19 protein-coding genes are annotated in these 21,386 nt (G+C 44.7%); 12 read left to right on the forward strand and 7 right to left on the reverse strand.

Annotated elements, in window-relative coordinates; translation table 11 throughout:
• The 4 genes from FW758_RS21580 to FW758_RS21595 form a co-directional block, all read right to left on the reverse strand.
• On the reverse strand, window positions 1–486 hold a 486-nt coding region (locus FW758_RS21580), incomplete at its 3' end, for a glycosyltransferase (RefSeq protein WP_446446472.1).
• Between the two features lie 32 nt (window positions 487–518).
• Entirely contained in the window at window positions 519–1,559 is a 1,041-nt protein-coding gene (locus FW758_RS21585; RefSeq protein ID WP_446446473.1) for a hypothetical protein, read from the reverse strand.
• A complete protein-coding gene (locus FW758_RS21590) occupies window positions 1,559–2,629 on the reverse strand; it encodes a hypothetical protein (protein ID WP_446446474.1) in 1,071 nt (356 codons plus the stop codon). Before FW758_RS21590 ends, FW758_RS21585 begins: the two co-directional genes overlap by 1 nt.
• A gap of 9 nt (window positions 2,630–2,638) precedes the next feature.
• Window positions 2,639–3,703 carry a glycosyltransferase family 9 protein gene (locus FW758_RS21595; RefSeq protein ID WP_446446475.1) on the reverse strand — a complete coding sequence of 355 codons (1,065 nt, stop codon included), beginning with the start codon at window positions 3,701–3,703 and terminating at the stop codon, window positions 2,639–2,641.
• Between the two features lie 99 nt (window positions 3,704–3,802).
• Here FW758_RS21595 and FW758_RS21600 point away from each other — a divergent pair, with 99 nt between their 5' ends.
• Window positions 3,803–4,558 (forward strand): 3-deoxy-D-manno-octulosonic acid kinase, encoded by a 756-nt coding sequence (locus tag FW758_RS21600; protein ID WP_446446476.1) that lies wholly within the window; start codon window positions 3,803–3,805, stop codon window positions 4,556–4,558.
• A 26-nt stretch (window positions 4,559–4,584) separates the two neighbouring features.
• On the opposite strand, the gene waaA is transcribed toward FW758_RS21600, so the two are convergent.
• The gene (gene waaA, locus FW758_RS21605; RefSeq protein ID WP_446446477.1) at window positions 4,585–5,850 is read right to left on the reverse strand and encodes a lipid IV(A) 3-deoxy-D-manno-octulosonic acid transferase; all 1,266 of its coding nucleotides are present in this window, start codon (window positions 5,848–5,850) and stop codon (window positions 4,585–4,587) included.
• Between the two features lie 142 nt (window positions 5,851–5,992).
• Between waaA and FW758_RS21610 the strand changes: the two genes are divergently transcribed.
• The 5 genes from FW758_RS21610 to glpG all read left to right on the forward strand — a co-directional run bounded on the left by FW758_RS21610 (window position 5,993) and on the right by glpG (window position 10,407).
• On the forward strand, window positions 5,993–6,640 hold the full coding sequence (locus FW758_RS21610; RefSeq protein ID WP_011845372.1) for a TetR/AcrR family transcriptional regulator: 648 nt from the start codon (window positions 5,993–5,995) through the stop codon (window positions 6,638–6,640).
• Between the two features lie 287 nt (window positions 6,641–6,927).
• Entirely contained in the window at window positions 6,928–8,121 is a 1,194-nt protein-coding gene (locus FW758_RS21615; protein ID WP_006079371.1) for a glycine C-acetyltransferase, read from the forward strand.
• An 11-nt stretch (window positions 8,122–8,132) separates the two neighbouring features.
• Window positions 8,133–9,158 carry an L-threonine 3-dehydrogenase gene (gene tdh / locus FW758_RS21620; protein ID WP_006079369.1) on the forward strand — a complete coding sequence of 342 codons (1,026 nt, stop codon included), beginning with the start codon at window positions 8,133–8,135 and terminating at the stop codon, window positions 9,156–9,158.
• A 101-nt stretch (window positions 9,159–9,259) separates the two neighbouring features.
• Complete coding sequence (glpE, locus tag FW758_RS21625; RefSeq protein ID WP_006084745.1) at window positions 9,260–9,565, forward strand: thiosulfate sulfurtransferase GlpE; 306 nt, start codon at window positions 9,260–9,262, stop codon at window positions 9,563–9,565.
• Window positions 9,562–10,407 carry a rhomboid family intramembrane serine protease GlpG gene (glpG, locus tag FW758_RS21630; protein WP_063882005.1) on the forward strand — a complete coding sequence of 282 codons (846 nt, stop codon included), beginning with the start codon at window positions 9,562–9,564 and terminating at the stop codon, window positions 10,405–10,407. The genes glpE and glpG overlap by 4 nt, the downstream gene beginning before the upstream one ends.
• Window positions 10,408–10,487: 80 nt before the next feature.
• Here glpG and elbB read toward each other — a convergent pair whose 3' ends face one another.
• Window positions 10,488–11,150: an isoprenoid biosynthesis glyoxalase ElbB gene (gene elbB, locus FW758_RS21635; RefSeq protein WP_446446478.1), complete on the reverse strand. Its 663-nt coding sequence runs from the start codon at window positions 11,148–11,150 to the stop codon at window positions 10,488–10,490.
• A 387-nt stretch (window positions 11,151–11,537) separates the two neighbouring features.
• Here elbB and polA point away from each other — a divergent pair, with 387 nt between their 5' ends.
• Window positions 11,538–14,303 carry a DNA polymerase I gene (gene polA / locus FW758_RS21640; protein ID WP_446446479.1) on the forward strand — a complete coding sequence of 922 codons (2,766 nt, stop codon included), beginning with the start codon at window positions 11,538–11,540 and terminating at the stop codon, window positions 14,301–14,303.
• Window positions 14,304–15,551: 1,248 nt separating this feature from the next.
• Here the strand turns inward: polA and yihA are convergent.
• Window positions 15,552–16,211, reverse strand: coding sequence for a ribosome biogenesis GTP-binding protein YihA/YsxC (gene yihA, locus FW758_RS21645; RefSeq protein WP_006079362.1), 660 nt, complete (start codon window positions 16,209–16,211; stop codon window positions 15,552–15,554).
• 168 nt (window positions 16,212–16,379) lie between these two features.
• Between yihA and FW758_RS21650 the strand changes: the two genes are divergently transcribed.
• From FW758_RS21650 to hemN, 5 genes are all read left to right on the forward strand, one after another.
• Window positions 16,380–17,003, forward strand: a complete 624-nt coding sequence (locus FW758_RS21650; RefSeq protein ID WP_006084749.1) for a c-type cytochrome — start codon at window positions 16,380–16,382, stop codon at window positions 17,001–17,003.
• An 821-nt stretch (window positions 17,004–17,824) separates the two neighbouring features.
• Window positions 17,825–18,463, forward strand: a complete 639-nt coding sequence (locus tag FW758_RS21655) for a class I SAM-dependent methyltransferase (protein ID WP_446446480.1) — start codon at window positions 17,825–17,827, stop codon at window positions 18,461–18,463.
• Window positions 18,464–18,553: 90 nt separating this feature from the next.
• Complete coding sequence (gene yihI, locus FW758_RS21660; protein ID WP_006079359.1) at window positions 18,554–19,114, forward strand: Der GTPase-activating protein YihI; 561 nt, start codon at window positions 18,554–18,556, stop codon at window positions 19,112–19,114.
• 74 nt (window positions 19,115–19,188) lie between these two features.
• Complete coding sequence (locus tag FW758_RS21665; RefSeq protein WP_446446481.1) at window positions 19,189–19,656, forward strand: DUF2489 domain-containing protein; 468 nt, start codon at window positions 19,189–19,191, stop codon at window positions 19,654–19,656.
• A gap of 261 nt (window positions 19,657–19,917) precedes the next feature.
• Window positions 19,918–21,294, forward strand: coding sequence for an oxygen-independent coproporphyrinogen III oxidase (gene hemN, locus FW758_RS21670; protein WP_259510892.1), 1,377 nt, complete (start codon window positions 19,918–19,920; stop codon window positions 21,292–21,294).
• The last annotated feature ends 92 nt before the right edge of the window (window positions 21,295–21,386 follow it).

Consider the following 21,386-nt stretch of genomic DNA (forward strand, 5'->3'; position numbering starts at 1 on the left):
ATGCCAATAGACGCCATGAAGTAAATCATTTTGATGCATGCCCCGATACGTCAATGAAGCATCATTCTTACAAAAGTACAACTCAGGAAGCACTGTATGGCTATTAGTATCATTAGTTTCACGCAACCAGACTGTTACTATTTTGTCATCTGAAAGTAAAACCTCGAGCGATTTTTCGATAAAGCCTTCGCGATAGAACTCCCAATCATCCTCACAATGAAATATATAGTCAGAAGTTACCAAAGAATAGGCTCTATCGATACTTTTCATTTGCCCTAACTGCGGTTCATTGTGAACCATAACAAATTCAATTCCTTTGAATTTTGCTAAGGTATTTTCAAGTTTCTCGCGATTATGGCTATCTTCTATGACAATATATTGCGATATAGGATAAGTATTATATTTTAAGAAACTTTCAATTGTTTTTTCAAGCAAATCAAAACGATTACAGCTAGTAATAACGAGTGAGACTGTACTCTTATTCATACTGGCTCCTAGTAAATAATATTATGAACGATTTAAAATCGCTTAATTCGCTTAACAACACATTCATCAAGTTTCAATCCATTTAGATCATCATATAATTGAGATAATCTAGCAATTCTTAATGGTGGGTTACGCCCCAGAACTGAATAAATAGTTTTGTTAACAAGATGCTGCGTTCTCAACCAGTACTCAATGGGATTATGATGCTTACGCAATCGTTTTATCGAACTCTCACTTATAAAATCATCAAGTTCAGCGACACCAGCGAAATGTAAATGCCTAGTTAGAATCTCGGCCCGCTTTTTCGGCTCCAGATTAACAAAGCCACAACCTTCCTTTAAGTATTTCAAATGAAAATACATAATTCCCATATATTTTTTTTCATTTTTTTCAACAAAATGAAAAGACTCAAAATCTTTTTCTTGAGAAAAATAAATTTTTGATGATACAGGGAAATACATATGGTCACCCGTCCCAACAAGGGGTTCTTGCTGGAATACACCCAATTTCCCATTAGCATCTAAAGCTAAGTTAACTCCTGAAAAAGTATATATCTTACGCACTTTTAACATTATATCACGTCGTATTGTATCTATAACGGGGGCTAAATTTCGATCTATTGCGATATGATCATCATCCAACTTTGTTGCTACATTATAGCGAACTTTGGACAGGGTGAAATTAGAAAAATTAGCCAAACTATGCACATTATCAGTAGAGCTACTATTGTGCGCACCAGAAAAAATAGGATGTACTTTAGGTAAATATTCAAAGACCTTTATTTTTTCAGGATAAATCTCACTTAACTCCTTTAATATCTCAGCAGTGTTATCTGAACAATCATTATAACATGCAACAATCTCATCATAATAAGGTAGATGAGACTCAATACTAGACCTTAAAAATTCAGCACCATTTTTTATACGAAGAATAGCACTTATACCAGGTAATCTAGGTTCATCGAGCTTAGTCAAATCAACTATAAACTCACAATAATCATATACTCTTTCATCAACACTCATAACTTGAGATCCTCTAAATTTTTTAAAAAGAATAAATTTAAGATTTTCCATTACAACCTGATCCACCGCTCTAACTGCTTCATCACAAGATCAAGTCCATTCAACTTATAATCTTTTTCTAAACTTGTTGCCAATCGCATAATGCCTTCGGAAGATAATAACTGCTTAATATTACCATTAAGCACATCAAGCTCAGTAACACTTCCTAAAGCAACATTTGCAGATACACACTTTGCAATGCGCGGCGGCTGATCCTTTGATACAGGAACTGCAAGTGTTGGTTTACGTAATGCTATCGCCTGTAATAAAGTATCTCCACCGCTCAATACGGCAGCCTTAGCCGCAGCCAACATATTAATAAATTGCTGATTATTCAATTGAGGAATAACAACTATCCCCTCAAGCTCAGGCAAAGGATTAGGGTAGTTTGGGCCGAAAACCATCACACTTGTAATGCCAGATGCTTTATAGCTTTCATGAGCGGCCTGAGCAAAAATATCTGCGGCTAATTCGCCATTTAACTTGTGCCCACCAGAACCCGCATTAAATAATACAAACTCATTTTGCGTTAGCTGGTATTGCGCTAATAACGCCGATTGGGTGCTTGCATCTGGCTGAGTAAAGACGGGGCCGATATTCAAAGGCGCAGGTTTATTAATGAGTTTCAGCTTCAAGCGATCTAACCAACTAATAGGTCCAATCACAAATTCTGGTTGCACGACCCAATGACAATCCGTGACTAAAGCACGGCCAATTTTCATTCCACGACTGCGCTTACGCTTATGCTGGCTGAGAAATATGACTTTAGCGCCGAGTTTATGGGCATGCGCTAACTGTGATTTACGCCCAGAAGCATCGAATAGTACAATATCGGGCAGGTAATCAGACATGACTTGATTCACAGCTTTGACTTGTTTAGTCGGCGTATCTTCAAGTAGCACTGCCGGATAAGGACATTGAGCCGCATAGGGGGCCTGTTGACTCAAAATAAATTTGATCTCAGCACTCGGCCACAGTCGTTTCACCTCATCTGCGATGATCATAGACCGCATATATTCGCCAATGCCTTCGGCCGATGATACGGGAATAAATAAAAATTTAGTGGACGTTTGGACTGTCATAAATACCCTTTAATACCCGCAAATTCCGTCTGAAACATGACCATCATTCACCACCAGCTCAAACTTCTCAATCACGGCTTCAACACTGATCAAAGCCATCAAATGCTCGCCTTTGGCGCGAGTGCCCCACTTAACTTCGCCACTATGTTGGGATGCTATCGCCTCATCATAGGCGCTCGCCACATATTGCTGCGATAAATACGGACCAGTGCGCCCAGGATTTGAATGGGCATATAAGCCAATGACTGGCGTGCCTTGGGTCACCGCCATATGCGCTGGGCCCGTATCAGGCGCTAACACTAAACTAGCGCGTTTTAGCAGCGCTAATAGTTGAGCCAGACTGGTTTTGCCCACTAAATTATCGATTTTAGAGGGACAAGCCTGCAAGATTTGCTCTGTTAAATCCTTCTCAAGTTGAGTTGGGCCACCGCACAGCATGACTCTAAATCCTTTCGCAATCGCATAACTCGCGACGGCGGCATAACGCTCGGGCAACCAGTTACGTTCAGCCTTACTGGCTGCGGCGCAAATGATAAAGACTTTTTCATTGTCCTTAATCTGCGTCTGGGCAAATTCAGTATCCGCAATGGGTACAGGGATATGCCATTGAGGAGTGAGATCCTTGACGCCAATCGCCTTAGCGAATCCCATAAATCCTTCGAGCACATGGGGCTTCGCCAGTGGCTCAACCCTACGATTCGTCACTAGCCACTGACCTTCTTTGGCGCGGGCACGATCAAAACCTATGCGCACTTTTGCCGAGATGCCTAATGAAGCCAAAGTTGCACGTAGCGCAACCTGCATATGCAGCAGCACATCAAAACGTCGGCCTTTTAATGCCTTACGTAAATTAAAATAGCTACGCCATCCTTGAGATTTATCAAAAATAACAAACTCAATGCCGGGTAAATGCTTCAACAATTGATATTCGAGTTTACCGATCACCCATGTGATTTTGAGCTCGGGATATTGCCGCTGAATCGCCTGCACCATAGCCACGGCATGACAGACGTCACCGATTGCGGATAAGCGAAGCAAACAAAGGGAATTCATGGTATTGGGATTTAAACTCATTGGGATTGAAGCTAATTAGCTCTTAAGGTTATTTGGCGCAAGCTAAGGATCTTAATGTAGAATGGCCCTAGGTGCCACGCTTAAGTCAACAAATCTCCCATGAATGCTCAGATACAGATCATAAAAACCGCCCAAGGTCATATGGCAGTTTGCCAAGATACGCCAACAGATATCGATCCCGCGTGGTTCTCGGTGGATTTTTGGCGGGCTAAAAATGCTGTCGTCGGTTCATCCAAAGGCCGCTACACCACTTGGTTTGTGGCATTTGAACACAGCCATTGGGTATTGCGGCATTATTGGCGTGGCGGCTTAATGGAGAAATTCAGCAAAGATGCTTACGTTTATACCGGCCTCGAAAACACCCGCGCCATCGGCGAGTTACGCTTATTAAACATTTTGTATCACGAGGATTTTGCTGTACCTAAGCCGATTGCCGCCAACATAGTACGCGATGGATTATTTTACCGCGCCGATATCATTATCGAACGGGTCGAAGGCGCCGAAGATTTAGTCGCTAAACTCAGCAAAGGGCTCATGAACACTGAGCAATGGCAGGCGTTGGGAGTAACTATCGCCCAATTCCACCAGCGCGGTGTGTACCACGCCGATCTCAATGCCAAAAATATTCTGTTCCAGCCAGCGCAAACTGCACCCATAACGCCAGAGCGCTTTTATCTTATCGATTTCGACCGCGGTGAGTTAAAAACACCGAGCCCGCAATGGCAGCAATCGAATCTAGACAGACTGTTACGCTCTTTCAATAAAGAACAAGGCAAACTGCCAAGTCTTGCCTTCACCGCCGATAACTGGTCATCACTAATGCAAGGCTATCAAGCGGCGATGCAAAGCGCCTGATCCACTAAACGAATTATTCCGTTGAATTAAGCGGTTATTAAAGATTGCGCGAGAAGATATTGTTGTTGCAAGGCACCGCGATTTGCCTCAACCACTGCCAATCCTGCGTTTGCCGCCAGCTGGCGCAATTCAGGTTTCGCAAAATAGGCAATCAAATTAGCCGCCAGTTCATCCGCCGAAGCGACAATCCTTAGCCCACCAGCGTCCGCCAACATCTGCGTAATTTGGGCAAAGTCCCAATGGTTCGGCCCCACCATAACAGGCACGCCCATAGCGACTGGCTCCAAGGGATTATGGCCACCGTTAGCGATCAGCGTACCACCGACAAAAGCTTGATCCGCCGCGCCATAAAAGGTCAGAAGTTCACCCATGGTATCGCCCACCAGCACTTGTGTCGTAGCCGTCACAGGAAGATTACTGCTGCGACGAACAGATTCAAAACCTTGGCTGTCAACAACCTCAGCAACGGCAGAAAACTGCTCAGGATGACGCGGTGCAATAATCATCAAGGCATAGGGCCACCGAGCCAATAATTGCCTATGGGCGGCGAGCATGGCGTCAAATTCTCCAGGATGCACACTGCCAGCAACCCAAATCGGCGAGGTTTCACGCCCCCAAGCCTGACGCAACTGCTTAGCATGGGCTAAACGCTCAGGCGTAATACTGAGATCAAATTTCAAGCTACCGCATACTGTCACTCTGTCCGGCGATACACCTAACTCGATAAAACGTTGCGCTTCTACTTGAGTCTGCACCGCAATAACATCGAGTCGTTGCAACATAGGTCGACTGAGTTTAGGGCGCTTAGTATATTGCGCCGCCGACTTGGCCGATAAGCGAGCATTCGCTAACATCAAGCGCACACCGCGTTTAGCAGCAACAGCAACCAAGTTAGGCCACAGTTCGGTTTCCATAATGATGCAAGATTTAGGTGAGACTTGGCGCAAGAAACGCCGCACGCACCAAGGTAAGTCAAAGGGCAAATAACAATGTTGCACTGAGTCACCAAAGGCTTTGCGCACCTGCGCAGATCCTGTTGGACTGGTTGTGGTAACCGTAATACTTAGCTCAGGGTGTGATTGCATAATCAAACGGATCAAGGGGATTGCCGCGAGCGTTTCCCCCATAGACACAGAATGGATCAGTAAATCCGTCGATTTTAGTTGGGTTAATCCAAAACGCTCCCCCCAACGACCACGGTAATCAGGGCTTTTGATAGCACGAAATGCTAAATAGACGATTAGCAAAGGGGATAATAAATATAAGATCGTGGAATAGAGAAAACGATTCATTAAAAACGTGCTTATGAGTTTTGCCTGATGAATGGCGGCAATGTTAGCATATGCACCAAATTAGGGATAATTTACCAGCAGTATGGCGGTCGTTGGTTAACTCTATCTATGATGTGGCGTTCACTAGCAATTTGGATAACTTATGAAAACCCGCGACAAAATAATCTATGCCAGTCTTGAACTGTTCAACGAGCATGGCGAAAGAAACATCACCACCAATCACATTGCCGCTCACTTAAATATGAGTCCCGGGAATCTTTATTACCATTTTCGCAATAAAGAAGACATTATCCGCTGTATTTTCAGCTTATATGAGAATCATCTCGAATCGGGTTTCCAACCCTATGAAGATAAGCAAGTGGATGTGGAACTGTTAATCGGCTACTTCGATGCTATGTTCTATACCCTGTGGCAATTCCGCTTTATGTACGCCAACCTTGCGGATATTCTCGCCCGCGATGAAGAACTAAAAAAACGTTATTTGCATGCACAGCAACAAGTTTTAACGCGTTCGAGCCACGTACTGCATAAACTTAAGCAAGATGGCTTTTTACACTTAGAGAGCGACAAAATCACGCCACTGGCGGATACCATCAAGATGATCGTCAGCTTTTGGATCGGCTACCAACTCACGCAATCCAGCACGTCGACCATCACTAAAGCGACGCTCTATGAAGGTGTATTGAGGGTACTGATGATTTTCAAAGCCTATGCAACCCCGACATCCGTCGCGACGTTTACTCGCCTAGAGCAGCATTATCACGCGTTAGCGAATCAAGAATCCCTCTAGCATCATCCCAGACACCTATGTTGGGAACTCGCATTCGGTACTAGACTCAAAGCAATTATAGTACTGAGTGCGAGCCCGTTTTTCGCTCTACATTCCTTAAAAGAAGACTCAGCCAAACAGTGGCAAACTTATGTTGCACATTAGTTTTTATAATGTAAAAACAACTTTAGCCCTAAACTAGTTTATCTTGCGAACCTGCATGAAAAAAAGGCTGTAGGCCGATTAGGTTTAGAGTTAGAATGCCGCCACTCCCAAAATCAGAATAAAGTTAACTAAGGAGATATCAGGTGGCCTCTACCTCATTCTACGCACAGATTAATCAACAGCTTGCAGACATCAAAGCCGAAGGCTTATATAAAAGCGAGCGTGTTATTGCCTCACCGCAACAGACAGCCATTCAAGTTAATCAGCAAGAAGTTATTAACTTTTGCGCGAATAATTACCTAGGCTTAGCGAATCACCCAGAGCTAATCAAAGCCGCCCAACAGGGCTTAGACAGCCACGGCTTTGGTATGGCGTCAGTGCGCTTTATTTGCGGTACCCAAGATATCCATAAAAAGCTAGAAGCTAGCCTGAGCGAATTCCTCGGCACTGAAGACACCATTCTTTACTCTTCATGTTTTGATGCTAACGCCGGTCTGTTCGAGACCTTGTTAGATGCTGAAGACGCGATTATTTCCGATGCGCTAAACCATGCTTCTATCATCGACGGTGTACGTTTATGTAAAGCCAAGCGTTTCCGCTATGCCAACAACGACATGGCCGATTTAGAAACTCAGTTGATCGCCGCGAAAGAAGCAGGCGCCCGTAATATCTTGATCGCCACCGACGGCGTATTTTCGATGGACGGCGTGATTGCTAATCTGCAAGGCGTATGTGATTTAGCCGATAAATACGGCGCACTGGTGATGGTCGATGACTCTCACGCGGTAGGCTTTATCGGCGCAAACGGCCGTGGCACCCACGAATATTGCAATGTGATGGACAGAGTCGACATCATCACAGGCACCTTAGGCAAAGCACTAGGCGGCGCATCGGGCGGTTTCACTTCGGGTAAAAAAGAAGTCATCGACTGGTTACGCCAGCGTTCACGTCCTTACCTGTTCTCTAACTCATTAGCGCCGTCAATCGTGACTGCGTCTATCCATGTGTTAGAAATGCTGAAATCAGGCCAAGCCCTGCGCGAAGCCGTATGGGAAAACAGCCGTTATTTCCGTGAGCAAATGTCAGCAGCTGGCTTTACCTTAGGCGGCGCCGACCACGCGATTATCCCTGTGATGATTGGCGATGCGAAACTGGCGGGCGACTTTGCTAACCGCTTATTAGCAGAACATATTTATGTTATTGGCTTCTCGTTCCCTGTGGTTCCTAAGGGACAAGCCCGTATCCGTACGCAAATGTCAGCGGCACATACCCGTGAGCAACTCGACAAAGCGATCACCGCCTTTACCCGTATTGCCAAAGAAATGGGCATTATTTAGGACTTAAGACAATGAAAGCACTAAGCAAGTTAAAAGCCGAAAAAGGTATTTGGTTAGTCGATGCGCCTAAGCCAGTAATGGGCCACAACGATCTGCTGATCAAAATTAAAAAAACGGCGATTTGTGGCACCGACATGCACATCTACAACTGGGACGAATGGTCACAAAAAACCATTCCAGTCCCTATGGTTGTTGGTCATGAATATGTAGGCGAAGTGGTTGATATCGGACAAGAAGTGCGTGGTTTTAAGATTGGCGACCGCGTATCTGGCGAAGGCCATATTACCTGCGGCCACTGCCGTAACTGCCGCGCTGGCCGCACCCATTTATGCCGCAACACCTCTGGTGTCGGTGTAAACCGTGAAGGTTCATTCGCGGAATACTTAGTGATTCCCGCCTTTAACGCCTTTAAAATCCCTGATGACATCAGCGATGATTTAGCATCAATCTTCGACCCGTTTGGTAACGCTGTGCACACAGCATTATCCTTCGATTTAGTCGGTGAAGACGTATTGATCACAGGCGCAGGCCCAATCGGCATTATGGCTGCGGCAGTATGTCGTCACGTAGGTGCGCGCCATGTGGTGATCACCGACGTTAACGAATATCGCTTAGAGCTGGCCCGAAAAATGGGTGCCACTCGCGCAGTCAACGTGTCTAAAGAAAGCTTGAAAGACGTGATGAAAGAACTGGGCATGACCGAAGGTTTCGACGTCGGTTTAGAAATGTCTGGCGTACCATCAGCCTTCCACGCCATGTTAGATACCATGAACCACGGCGGCAAAGTCGCTATGCTGGGTATTCCTGGTGGCGAAATGGCGATTGATTGGAGCAAAGTGATCTTCAAAGGTTTGGTCATTAAAGGCATCTACGGCCGCGAAATGTTCGAAACTTGGTACAAGATGGCGAGCCTTATCCAATCGGGCTTAGATATTTCGCCTATCATCACTCACCACTTCAAGATTGATGATTTCCAACAAGGTTTCGACGCCATGGGCTCGGGCCAATCTGGTAAAGTGATCCTCAGCTGGGATTAATCCTGCAGAGCATTACTTAGATAGGGGCTGTACACTCGCAGCCCCTTGTTGCACACTTATCCCATCTTGATTTCCATCTCTTAGCTCTGTCAGGTTTTATTATGTCTTCCTTTAAACACTTAAGCGTTAATCAATTGCTGCAAATGACCGAAGCACAGCCAGTGCAAATCGTCGATATCCGCGATGGCAATAGCTTCACCAACGGCCATATTGCAGGTGCAACTAACCTGAATAACGAAAACCTAGCGCAATTTATTAGCCAAGCCGATATGGACAGCCCGCTAGTGGTGGTTTGTTACCACGGTATGAGCAGCCAAAATGCGGCACAGTATTTATGCGAGCAAGGGTTTGATGACGTTTACAGTCTAGACGGCGGCTATAGCGCCTGGCATGAGGCAAATGCATGATAGAAATTGGCCGACTCCCCAACAGTAGAGCCGCGCAGGCATTTGTCGATTACCTCAAAGGTGAACACATTGACTGCCAAATTGAGCCGCTGGAGCAAGGTGTCGCCATTCTCGTCATCCATGACAAAGATCTGGAGCAAGCGCGCACAGAGTTTGCCCATTTCATGGCTCATCCCTACGACAGTAAATATCTACAAGCCTCGTGGGAACACGGCGATACCCAAACTAAGATAGATTACGGCGCCCCTTCGCTACAGTTGTTTACCCAATTCATTACCGGCGCAGGCCCAGTCACACTCATCATATTTGCGGTTTGTGTACTCATTTTTGCGGCGATGAACTTAGGGTTCGCCAACCAAACCTACGCAGCACTGTCCTATTTTGGCGCGGTACCAAATTCAGAGTTCAGCCAGTTCTGGCGTGTTTTTACCCCGAGCCTGCTGCATTTTTCAGCCATGCACGTCATTTTTAACTTGCTCTGGTGGTGGTATTTAGGCGGTAAAATCGAAACCCGTATCGGCACAGCGCCATTGCTAATCTTGCTGTTTGTGGCGGGCACACTGCCAAACGTCATCCAATATTATGTCGGTGGGCCGAACTTCGGCGGGCTGTCTGGCGTTGTGTATGCCGTGGTGGGCTACACTTGGATCATGGGGATACGTAAACCTGTGGCAGGTATAGGCTTACCGCCATCATATATGGCCTTTATGATGATTTGGTTGGCATTGGGATTCACGGATATTCTAGGGGTTGCCGTTGCGAACGGTGCCCACATAGGTGGCTTACTCATAGGGTTAGCCCAAGGTTTATTCGATAGCCGCAAGTCCTCAAGCTCAATCTAATTCCGTGAGCCAAGATAAATCCTGAAGAACGCATGGGGATTTATCTTGGTTCAATGACGCGCTCTTACACTTCTGCAAACCTAACGCGCGTCAGTCATCTCCAGTACCTTAGCAACCAGCTTCTCGATGCCTGAATACGCTTCAGCAATGCTTCCAGCCAACATATAAGCGGGAGTGCTGACAATCCGATTGGCTTCATCCACGACGATCTCATGCACAGTGGCGACTTGATGCTCACCGCCCATCAAATTAAACGCCGCGGCAGTATCGCTATCATTACCGATAGTGCCTTTTACACCATGGGGATATAAACGCGGGATCATCATAGGGGCGATACAGATAAAGCCAACGGGCTTTTTCGCCAAAATGAACTCATTAATAAAATCAGTGACCAGCGGGTTCACTTCACACTCGCTGCCGTTGGTCGCAAAATTACACAGATTTTTTGCCGCCCCAAAACCACCGGGAATGATCAAGGCATCAAATTCAGTGATCGCTAATTCCATAGTCGATTTAACTTCACCACGGGCAATGCGCGCCGACTCCACCAGCACATTACGACTTGCAGCAGCATCGACCTCGCCAGTGAGATGATCTACCACATGCATCTGTTTGATATCAGGTGCAAAACATTGGTAATGAACCCCAGCTTTAGATAAACATAAAAGCGTTAAAACCGATTCATGGATCTCTGTTCCATCGAAAACACCGCACCCACTCAGTAACACTGCGACTTTTTTCATTAAAAATATCCTTCTTATGTCATTAAGTTTTAACAAACCATAAACAAACTAGTTGATCTGATTAAAAATCGTGCTAACTTAATTCGTCGAATCTGACGAGTGCCGAAAATTAAGCCAATCCTTAGATGTATTTTACGGAGTCAATAAAAAATCCACAAATTGGGAAGATTTTTTAAGAAACAGTATTAAACTCACACAAATCTTTTATAAATATAAAAAACAACAACTTAAAAATATCGCACTAAGCCTTAATCATCGCCATTATTCTCAGTTGACTTTTTCACTCACAGACTTATCCACAGGCTGGGAGTCATTTTGCCGTGGCTGAAATAGCGCTTATGTGGCATGCTTAGCGCTATCTACGTCATCGATAAACGAAAAATACTTATGCCAACCGTCGCTAAAAACCCACTTGTGCTTGTGGATGGATCTTCTTATTTGTATCGCGCTTATTATGCGCCTCCTCACCTGACAAACTCAAAGGGCGAAGCAACGGGTGCCGTTTATGGCGTAGTGAATATGTTACGCAGCTTGTTGACCCGTTATCAACCAAGCCATATCGCAGTCGTGTTCGATGCCAAGGGAAAAACCTTCCGCAATGACATGTACAGCGAATACAAAGCACAGCGCCCACCTATGCCTGATGATCTACGTTCGCAAATCGAACCCTTGCATCGCATTATTCGCGCACTAGGTTTACCACTGATTTCAATTTCCGGCGTCGAAGCCGATGACGTGATCGGCACTATTGCCCGCCAAGCCAGTTTAGAAAACCGTGCCGTGCTTATCAGCACAGGCGATAAAGACATGGCGCAGTTAGTCGATAAGAACGTTACGCTCATCAACACCATGACAGACACCATAATGGGCCCAGAAGAAGTCGTCACCAAATTTGGTGTCGGTCCAGACCGTATCATAGATTTACTCGCGCTGATGGGCGACAAGGCCGATAACATTCCCGGCTTACCCGGCGTTGGTGAGAAAACGGCGCTCGCTATGCTCACAGGAGCCGGCAGCGTAAGTAACTTATTAGCTGAACCCGAAAAAGTCGCCGAGCTGGGCTTTAGAGGTTCTAAAACCATGGCGGCAAAGATCATTGAAAATGCCGACATGCTCAAGCTTTCTTACGAACTCGCCACCATCAAAACCGATGTCGAACTTGAGCAAGATTGGCACGAACTTACCATCAAGCCTGCGGACAAAGATGAACTGATCAAATGCTACGGCGAGATGGAGTTTAAGCGTTGGTTAGCCGAAGTCTTAGATAATAAAATCACTGCAAATACTCCAATTGATGCGGCAGCCGAGACACAGGAAGACTCGACTCCAGTCGAAGCGATTGCAACACAGTACGACTGCATTCTTACGGAAGCCGAATTAGACGCTTGGATTACTAAGCTTAAACAAGCCGACTTGATGGCGGTAGATACCGAGACCACCAGCTTAGATTACATGGTAGCCGAATTAGTCGGGATATCTTTCGCCGTTGAGGCAGGAAAAGCCGCTTATCTGCCTTTGACCCATGATTATGTTGGCGCACCGACTCAAATCGATAAAACCGTCGCGCTAGAAAAACTGCGTCCACTGCTTGAAGATCCAAAACTTAAGAAAGTCGGTCAAAATCTTAAGTACGACATAAGTATCTTAGCCAATGCGGGTATCAAACTGCAGGGCGTCGCTTTCGACACTATGCTCGAATCCTATGTCTTCAACTCAGTGGCTTCGCGCCATGATATGGATGGCTTAGCGCTCAAGTACTTAGGCCATAAGAATATCAGCTTCGAAGAAATCGCTGGCAAAGGTGCAAAACAGCTGACCTTCAACCAAATTCCACTGGAAACGGCTGCGCCTTATGCGGCCGAAGATGCCGACATCACCCTGCGTTTACACCAACATTTGTGGCCAAGACTCGAAAAAGAAGCGGAACTGGCCGCTATGTTTACCGAAGTCGAATTGCCGCTGATCCAAGTATTGTCAGATATTGAACGCCAAGGGGTATTAATCGACAGCATGTTACTCGGCCAACAAAGCGACGAGCTAGCGCGTAAAATCGATACCTTAGAAGAAAAAGCCTACGACATTGCCGGTGAGAAATTTAACCTTGGTTCGCCTAAGCAACTGCAAGTATTGTTTTATGAAAAGCTAGGTTACCCGATCACCAAAAAGACCCCAAAGGGCGCGCCATCGACCGCGGAAGAAGTATTAGTCGAATTAGCGTTAGATTTCCCACTGCCAAAGGTGATCCTCGAGCATCGAAGTCTATCTAAGTTAAAGAGCACTTACACCGATAAGCTGCCACTGATGGTCAACGCCAAAACGGGTCGCGTACACACTAGCTATCATCAAGCTAATGCGGCAACAGGTCGCTTATCGTCAAGCGAACCTAACCTGCAAAATATTCCGATTCGCACCGAGGAAGGTCGCCGTATTCGCCAAGCCTTTATCGCCCCAGCAGGCCGTAAAATTTTGGCCGCCGACTACTCGCAAATCGAACTACGGATCATGGCCCATTTATCCCAAGATGCAGGCTTACTCAAAGCCTTCGCCGAGGGCAAAGACATCCACAGAGCTACAGCTGCCGAAGTGTTTGGTACTGACTTTGATGAAGTAACCACAGAACAGCGTCGCCGCGCCAAAGCGGTTAACTTCGGCTTAATTTACGGTATGTCAGCCTTTGGTTTAGCGCGCCAGCTCGATATCCCGCGCCATGAAGCACAAACCTATATCGACACCTACTTTGCCCGTTATCCAGGCGTATTACGTTATATGGAAGAAACGCGTGCGGGGGCAGCCGACCTAGGTTATGTATCGACTCTGTTTGGTCGTCGTCTCTACTTACCCGAAATCCGTGATCGTAACGCGATGCGCCGCCAAGGTGCTGAACGTGCTGCGATTAATGCACCAATGCAAGGCACGGCTGCCGACATAATCAAAAAGGCCATGATCAATATAGCCCAGTGGATCAAGACAGAAACCCAAGGCGAAATCACTATGATCATGCAGGTTCACGATGAATTGGTGTTTGAAGTCGATGCGGATAAAGCAGAAGCGCTTAAAAAGACAATCTGTACTTTAATGGCACAAGCCGCCGATCTCGATGTTGAACTGCTTGCCGAAGCGGGCATTGGTAATAACTGGGATGAAGCCCACTAACCTTAGTGACATCAAAACTAGCACTATCAATATAATTTAAAGTAAATAAAGCTAACCTGAATTCAATATTTTGAACTCAGGTTAGCTCTCTCCCGTCTTAATCATCTCTAAGCACATCAATACTGAGTCCCTTTCATCACTGTGCGAAAATTATCTTTTCACAATACAAATCAGATCATTAAGTTAAGAAACACTGCATCGGCAGCACAATGTATGACTCTCAACGAAGCAATCTCGACTCCACACGTATTAGACCATCAAGTTCGGCGCGACATAATGTATGACTCACAGCCAAACAATCTGTATTCCGAACACGCTAGTTAATTAAGCGCTGCGCAACTTAACAGACGACCCAAACCATGACTCGCAACTAAACATTCCTTACCCCACAAACACTAGTGCATTAAGTACGATGCAACGTCATCGGCAGCATCACTACCAAACAATCTTTACCTGATTCATTTAGCAGTAGAGCTCATCGATACACTGCCGCAGCAGATGGAGACTCAAGGGTGTGATTACGCGAATCGAAACGGCGTTAAAGCCAGCCATATATGCTCAAAAGTGTCATAACGGTTGTTCTCTCACGCGTACACTAAAACATTAAGCCGGATTTAGAGTAAAAACATTAAATCTCAAATATTGATCTATTTTGTATATAAATTTCGGATTACCCCGCTAAATCAGCCGATTAAGCATTTTTAATGAAATTTTAAGATCAATTTAAGATGATTTTTCACTCATAACCTGAGATCAAGCGCACATAATTACCTCTTTTTTTGAAAAAACTGTTTTCCATTTAAAGATAAATGGAGTAATATTCTCTGCGTAGGGTACAGAGGTTAAGATGTTCTATCTTTCAGACCTTTATTTCACTTATAGTGATGAGCCAAATTCTGGCGCCTCAGCAACTTGTTTGCTGAGGCTTTTTTTTGCTCTTTTTTCAGACTTTAGGTAAATTTTAGAGTATTTACTTTAATAAAAAGTAAATTGGCTGTATGCTAGTTTCATTGAGAACCATTGAAGCTAATTTGGTGGTGCTTGAGTCTTGTTGAATTTAGCTTCTCCCCAAAAGAGCTAATATTTTTGGCCGGTGACACTGTCATCGGCTATTTTTTTGCCTGAAATTGACGAAAAGTTAATAGGGATAAAAGCTTAACAAGAGGGAAATATAAGGAAAAACTACAGGAAAAACAGAGGGGCGGCATACACAGTCAAACTCGACCATGTATGCCAAAACAGGCAATATTATTCGGCGTTGTTCGCCGCATCTAACTCATCAGTCAACCATTGCGGATGACACCATTCATTTAGAATAGCCAACACTTTAGGCTTACCGGTTCCTTTAAGCGATGAGAAAGGCTCAACTTGTACCCAGTCGCCAAACTCACTCAACGCCAGACGCACTTCATTTACGGTTTTCATCTTAGCGCTTTGAGCTAATTTGTCTGACTTGGTCAGCAAAGCTAACACAGGGATTTCACTGGCAACCGCCCACTCAATCATCTGCATATCGAGATCTTTTAGTGGATGACGTATATCCATCAAGACAACCACGCCACTTAAACAAGCGCGTTTTTGCAAATATTCACCTAATGCCTGCTGCCATTTATTTTTCAACGCAAGCGGGACTTGTGCAAAACCATAGCCAGGTAAGTCAACTAAACGACGCTGAGCATCTAACTCAAATACGTTAATTAATTGAGTTCGACCTGGGGTTTTACTGGTTCTTGCTAAACTTTTTTGCTCAGTTAATGCATTGAGTGCACTAGACTTTCCAGCATTAGAGCGGCCAGCAAATGCAATCTCAACTCCAACATCGCCGGGCAGATATTGATCCAAATGTGCAATGTCAGGTGCACTGATTAAAAACTTTGCCCTACGAAAATCTATACGAGATTCAGTCACTATTTACTCCGAAATTTTTCTACGCAATACCATAATTTATGAAGAATTACTTACTTTTCCACGTTTTCGTGTAAAATATTACTCCGATCACATTAATCATATTTTACCACGCTTGCGGGTCACCCTAGTAAGCTCAGGATAATAATCTTAACCAGAAGTTGGAACGCCATGAAAAAGCTAGCTCTTGCGCTGTCTGTTGTAATTGCCGCCATATCTTCACCTGCGATTGCTGAAGGTAATGCTGAAGCGGGAAAAACGAAAATCATTGTCTGTTCAGCCTGCCATGGTATGGACGGTAACAGTATGATCGATATGTACCCTAAACTTGCGGGCCAACACGCCACTTACCTCCAAAAGCAACTACATGATTTCCGTAGTGCAGCGCAAACTGGCGGTAAAGACGGTCGTATGGATCCTATCATGAGTGGCATGGCAATGCCCCTAAGCGATCAGGATATTCTCGACATTACTGCATATTTTTCTAGCCAAGCAATCCAAGTGGCTGAAGCGAAAGATGTCCCTGAGTTAGGCGCTAAACTTTACAAAGGTGGCGATGTTTCACGTGGCATTACCGCTTGTATGGCATGTCATGGCCCAGATGGTAAAGGCGCAGAACTTGCAGGCTTCCCAACATTGGCTGGCCAACACGCCAACTACATCAAGATCCAACTGACAAAATTCCGTGAAGCGGGTCGTCATAATGACCTGAACGGCATGATGCAAGATGTGGCTAAAAAGCTAAGCGATAGCGATATCGACGCACTATCTAAGTATCTTTCTAGCCTTAAGTAATCTTAGTCAGTTAAGAAAGGGGTGTATTATCACCCTTTTTTTACACCATAAAGTTGACGTGAACGTAAACTGCATAAGATTCATGCTTGACATAGATCACAGATTTGGGTTTAATAAGCCCCGTACCGAGATAAACCCATCTGTTTGTACAAAAAGATTAATAATAACTTACAGGTTTCGGTATAATTAACATTCAAGATATAAGAATAAAGACACTCAATAACAATAATATACTTAAGACCACTCTCTAATAATAACAAGAGTCGTGATTTCCACTTGAAATCCAGGTCAGCACCATTTTGTAAGGGATGGCCGATAACGCCAATTTGCTTCTAGCAAAACGCCTTACACTCAGGGTAACTTGCCCCATCAGGACACAGTTTACATGATGTCAACTGTAGCAAAGGAAGCGATAAGCTTAGGATGCACTGGCTGGATGCTTGTTATCACTGGAAGGTACTTAAGTAACATGGATGGTTAACTAAACGTCAATGATGACGATGCTATACAATGATGTGTCGCGAGACCATCTACGGAAACTGTGGTCAGGATGGCGACAGAAAAAAATAAAGTGTCTGGAAGACCGTTAACAAAAATAATGCAGGGAAAGCAGTAAAAAAAAGAAGGATACCGACCGGGAAAGTCGCATAGCAAGTATGGATACTTGGAATCAGGATAAGGTGCTAAAGCACCCTTTGTAAGGCGGCAGTTTAACTGCCGCCTTTTTTCTTTGGTGTAAATACACCACCAGTGTCTAAAATGTGCACTCGACCAATATAATTGGTACAATCAAAGCCTTAATAACCACTTCAGCAGACTCAATGCCCAGATGCCCTCTTTGTCATAACAGTCAGACACAACTCCTTCATCAAGATAAAAAGCGGAGTTTTTATGTTTGCAAGACATGTGAGTTAACCTTTGCGGATGCCAATAGCCATTTACCACCCGCGGCAGAGAAACAAAGATACGGTCGTTCACGCATAGCGTTGAAGCAAAAGCAGCTATCGCAATTTATTTTGCCGCTGTTAGCACAATTAGAGCAGCAGCAAGCTGGTCGTTTATTAGGATTGAATTTTGGACGCATACTCGATAATGAGAGTTTGGCGACCATAGAAAATGCGGGCCACAAGTTAAACCAATACGATCCCTTTTTTGCCCCTAATCATGATGTGTTAAAGCAAGAATATGATTTTATCTGCTGTTATCGCGTTTTTGAGCATTTTCAGTACCCAATAAAAGAGTGGGCCTTACTCTCTCGACTACTGCATCCTGGTGGTTGGTTAGCGATAAGCACACCGTTACTGACTGAATTAGATGGTTTTGCTAAGTGGCATTACAAGAAAAACCTCACCCATGTGAGCTTTTACCAGCGACAAACCTTCGAGTACCTAGCAAACAATAGCGATTTTGAACTATTATTTGCCGCAAAGGACCTCGTTTTGATGCAAAAAACATCATAATCTGGTATAACACTCGGCCTAATTTCGCACCTTGTAGACAAGCTCAACCTTAGTCTGCGGGGCCATACGTTGTAAACAATTGAGAAGACCATGTCTCGTAGCAAGAAAACACGCAAGGGCGGCGAGAACAGCCCTAAGTTACAGCCAAGAGTGAAGAAGCAAGATCGCGCTGTAGCGACTGGCAAACGTAAAGATTCTGGCAATAAATCAGGCAGTCGTCATAACGAAAGCTTAATTTTAGCGCAAGCGCCGCAACAGCAAGCCGCGAAGAAAAAAGACCCGCGTCATGGCAGCAAGAAGCCTATTGCTTTAGCGATTCCTGCGGCAGTGGTAACAGATAAAGCCGCTCAGCCAAAAGTGAAACAAGCTAAGCTGACTGACGAGCAAAAACTGCTGAAATTGGAAGAAGATCCAAGACTAAATCAGCTGTTAGATATGCTGGAAGAAGGCCGTGATCTCAACGATGTGGATCAAAAATGGTTAGATCAACAGCTGAATAAGATTGAAGCTCTGATGGTTAAACTCGGCATTAGCGACGATATGGATGATGACGCACCTTCATCACCAGCTAAGTCTTTGTCTGACGATGAGTTGTTCGATAAGTTCGAATCAGGCGCTGACTTACTGAAAGATTATCAAGACAAGTTCTAAACCTCTCAGTGCTAAGGCATAGGGAACTCAGTTTTTTAGCTGTGCTCCTTATGCCATTCATATAAGGAGTCTCTGTGTCTACGGCTATCATTATTCTCGGTTTTATCATCATAGTAGCGCTTAGTAGCTACGCCACCTTCTTAATCCTAAAACTCAAGCAGCAAAAAAAGCGTCAGCAGGCCGAACAAGCCGAGCGTGAAGTCACGGCGAATGCAAAACGCGCCCAAGTTTTAGATGATATCCGCTATATCGCCACAGCCATGATTGAAGACCGCTGTGAGATCTCTGAAGGCGTGGTCAGAATTGGGCGATTATTTGAAATCCTGTCATTGAGTGAGCGCGTGGCTCCTGATTACCCTTCATTATTCAAACACTTTGAGCTGATTAAAGATCATCCCATCATGGATGCTCGCCAAGCCTTGCCTAAGCAAGAAAGGATGAAGTTAGACTTAATCAGAATGAAGTCAGAAGCGGCATTAGAGCAAGGCATCAGTGATGATGTGAAAAAACTGGCGGATTACCAAGCCAAAGCGATGCATTAAACTCGCTCATTGTTATACCTCAAGACCACTTATGTTGTGATTTTGAGGTCATCTCGATAAAACCCACTCCAATCTTACTCTGCTTTCTCCCGTGAGCCTGCGCACAAAACCACCATATATCGACAGACAAGCGTACTTTTTTGATAGATATTGCGTAACTTCTAAAAAGACAGACGTCATTTTTACAACCTAGATCAAGGTTATTTACTTAAGAACCTTGCATACTTCGCTTGTTGCTAATTTACCCACGGAGGACACGCCTTGAAGCAGCCCACTCAGATTAGCTGGGATCAGTCGATGATCGAAAAGTATAACTACAGCGGTCCCCGTTATACCTCTTACCCAACGGCATTGGAGTTCGATGACACTTTCACCGAACAAAACCTGCTGACGGCCATTGAAAATAGCAAAAGCGATAAACTGTCGCTGTATATTCATATCCCGTTCTGCGCCAAGCTTTGTTATTACTGCGGCTGCAATAAAGTCATCACCCGCCACCAACACAAAGCCGATCAGTACATTGAATATTTAAGCCAAGAAATTATCAAACGTGCGCCCCTGTTTAAACATTACAGCGTAACCCAAATGCATTGGGGCGGCGGTACACCTACCTTCTTAAATCCTGAGCAAATTCTTAAGCTGACGTCATTGATTAAAGCTAACTTTAACTTTGCGGAAGAAGGTGAGTTCTCGATTGAAGTCGATCCTCGCGAGATAGAACTGTCAATGCTCGACACATTGAAAGAAGCGGGCTTCAACCGGATCTCCATTGGTGTACAAGATTTCAATAAAGAAGTGCAAATTGCCGTTAATCGCGAACAAGATGAGCAATTTATCTTCGACTTGATGGCCAAAGCAAAAGCTATGGGCTTTGTGTCGACCAACATAGATTTAATCTATGGTTTGCCACACCAAACGCCAGAAACCTTTGCCGTCACTATGCAGCGCGTTTTAGATTTATCGCCAGACCGTCTGTCGGTATTTAACTATGCTCACTTACCTGCACGCTTTGCTGCACAACGTAAGATCAAAGATGAGCATTTACCTTCGCCAAAACAAAAACTCGAAATGCTGCACCAAACTATCGAGACCTTAACTGGCGCAGGCTACCAATATATCGGTATGGACCACTTTGCTAAACCCGATGACGAGTTAGCCAAGTTACAGCGTGAAGGCAGACTGCACCGCAACTTCCAAGGTTATACCACCCAAGAAGAATGTGATTTGTTAGGTCTTGGCGTGTCATCCATCAGCCAGATTGGCGACTGCTATGCGCAAAACCAGAAAGATATCCGCCCTTACTATGAAGCCATAGATAAGGAAGGCCATGCTTTGTGGAAAGGTTGTAGCCTGAACCGTGACGATGAAATCCGCCGCGTAGTGATTAAACAGCTGATTTGCCACTTCGAATTAGATATGGCGAAAATTGATGAGAAACTGGGGATTAACTTCGAAACCTATTTCGCGGAAGATCTTAAGTTAATGCAGACATTTATCGATGATAAATTAGTTGAAATCGTCGACAGACAGATCACTATCAGCCCTACTGGCCGTTTATTGATCCGCAATATCTGTATGTGCTTCGACCTTTACTATCGTCAAAAAGCGCGTCAGCAACAATTCTCACGCGTTATCTAAAGCGCCTATCGCTGCACTCGCGAATGCTCATAAAAAAATCCGACTCTAGAGTCGGATTTTTTATTTATAGCTATTTTTATTAATGACTCAGA

It is taken from the genome of Shewanella sp. 1180_01 (assembly GCF_052850535.1).

Bases quoted from the DNA above. Each gene is read 5' to 3' on its own strand.
- FW758_RS21585 (WP_446446473.1), bottom strand. From the start codon at position 1,559: ATGGAAAATCTTAAATTTATTCTTTTTAAAAAATTTAGAGGATCTCAA.
- FW758_RS21590 (WP_446446474.1), bottom strand. From the start codon at position 2,629: ATGACAGTCCAAACGTCCACTAAATTTTTATTTATTCCCGTATCATCG.
- FW758_RS21595 (WP_446446475.1), bottom strand. From the start codon at position 3,703: ATGAGTTTAAATCCCAATACCATGAATTCCCTTTGTTTGCTTCGCTTA.
- FW758_RS21600 (WP_446446476.1), top strand. From the start codon at position 3,803: ATGAATGCTCAGATACAGATCATAAAAACCGCCCAAGGTCATATGGCA.
- waaA (WP_446446477.1), bottom strand. From the start codon at position 5,850: ATGAATCGTTTTCTCTATTCCACGATCTTATATTTATTATCCCCTTTG.
- FW758_RS21610 (WP_011845372.1), top strand. From the start codon at position 5,993: ATGAAAACCCGCGACAAAATAATCTATGCCAGTCTTGAACTGTTCAAC.
- tdh (WP_006079369.1), top strand. From the start codon at position 8,133: ATGAAAGCACTAAGCAAGTTAAAAGCCGAAAAAGGTATTTGGTTAGTC.
- glpE (WP_006084745.1), top strand. From the start codon at position 9,260: ATGTCTTCCTTTAAACACTTAAGCGTTAATCAATTGCTGCAAATGACC.
- glpG (WP_063882005.1), top strand. From the start codon at position 9,562: ATGATAGAAATTGGCCGACTCCCCAACAGTAGAGCCGCGCAGGCATTT.
- elbB (WP_446446478.1), bottom strand. From the start codon at position 11,150: ATGAAAAAAGTCGCAGTGTTACTGAGTGGGTGCGGTGTTTTCGATGGA.
- polA (WP_446446479.1), top strand. From the start codon at position 11,538: ATGCCAACCGTCGCTAAAAACCCACTTGTGCTTGTGGATGGATCTTCT.
- FW758_RS21650 (WP_006084749.1), top strand. From the start codon at position 16,380: ATGAAAAAGCTAGCTCTTGCGCTGTCTGTTGTAATTGCCGCCATATCT.
- FW758_RS21655 (WP_446446480.1), top strand. From the start codon at position 17,825: ATGCCCAGATGCCCTCTTTGTCATAACAGTCAGACACAACTCCTTCAT.
- yihI (WP_006079359.1), top strand. From the start codon at position 18,554: ATGTCTCGTAGCAAGAAAACACGCAAGGGCGGCGAGAACAGCCCTAAG.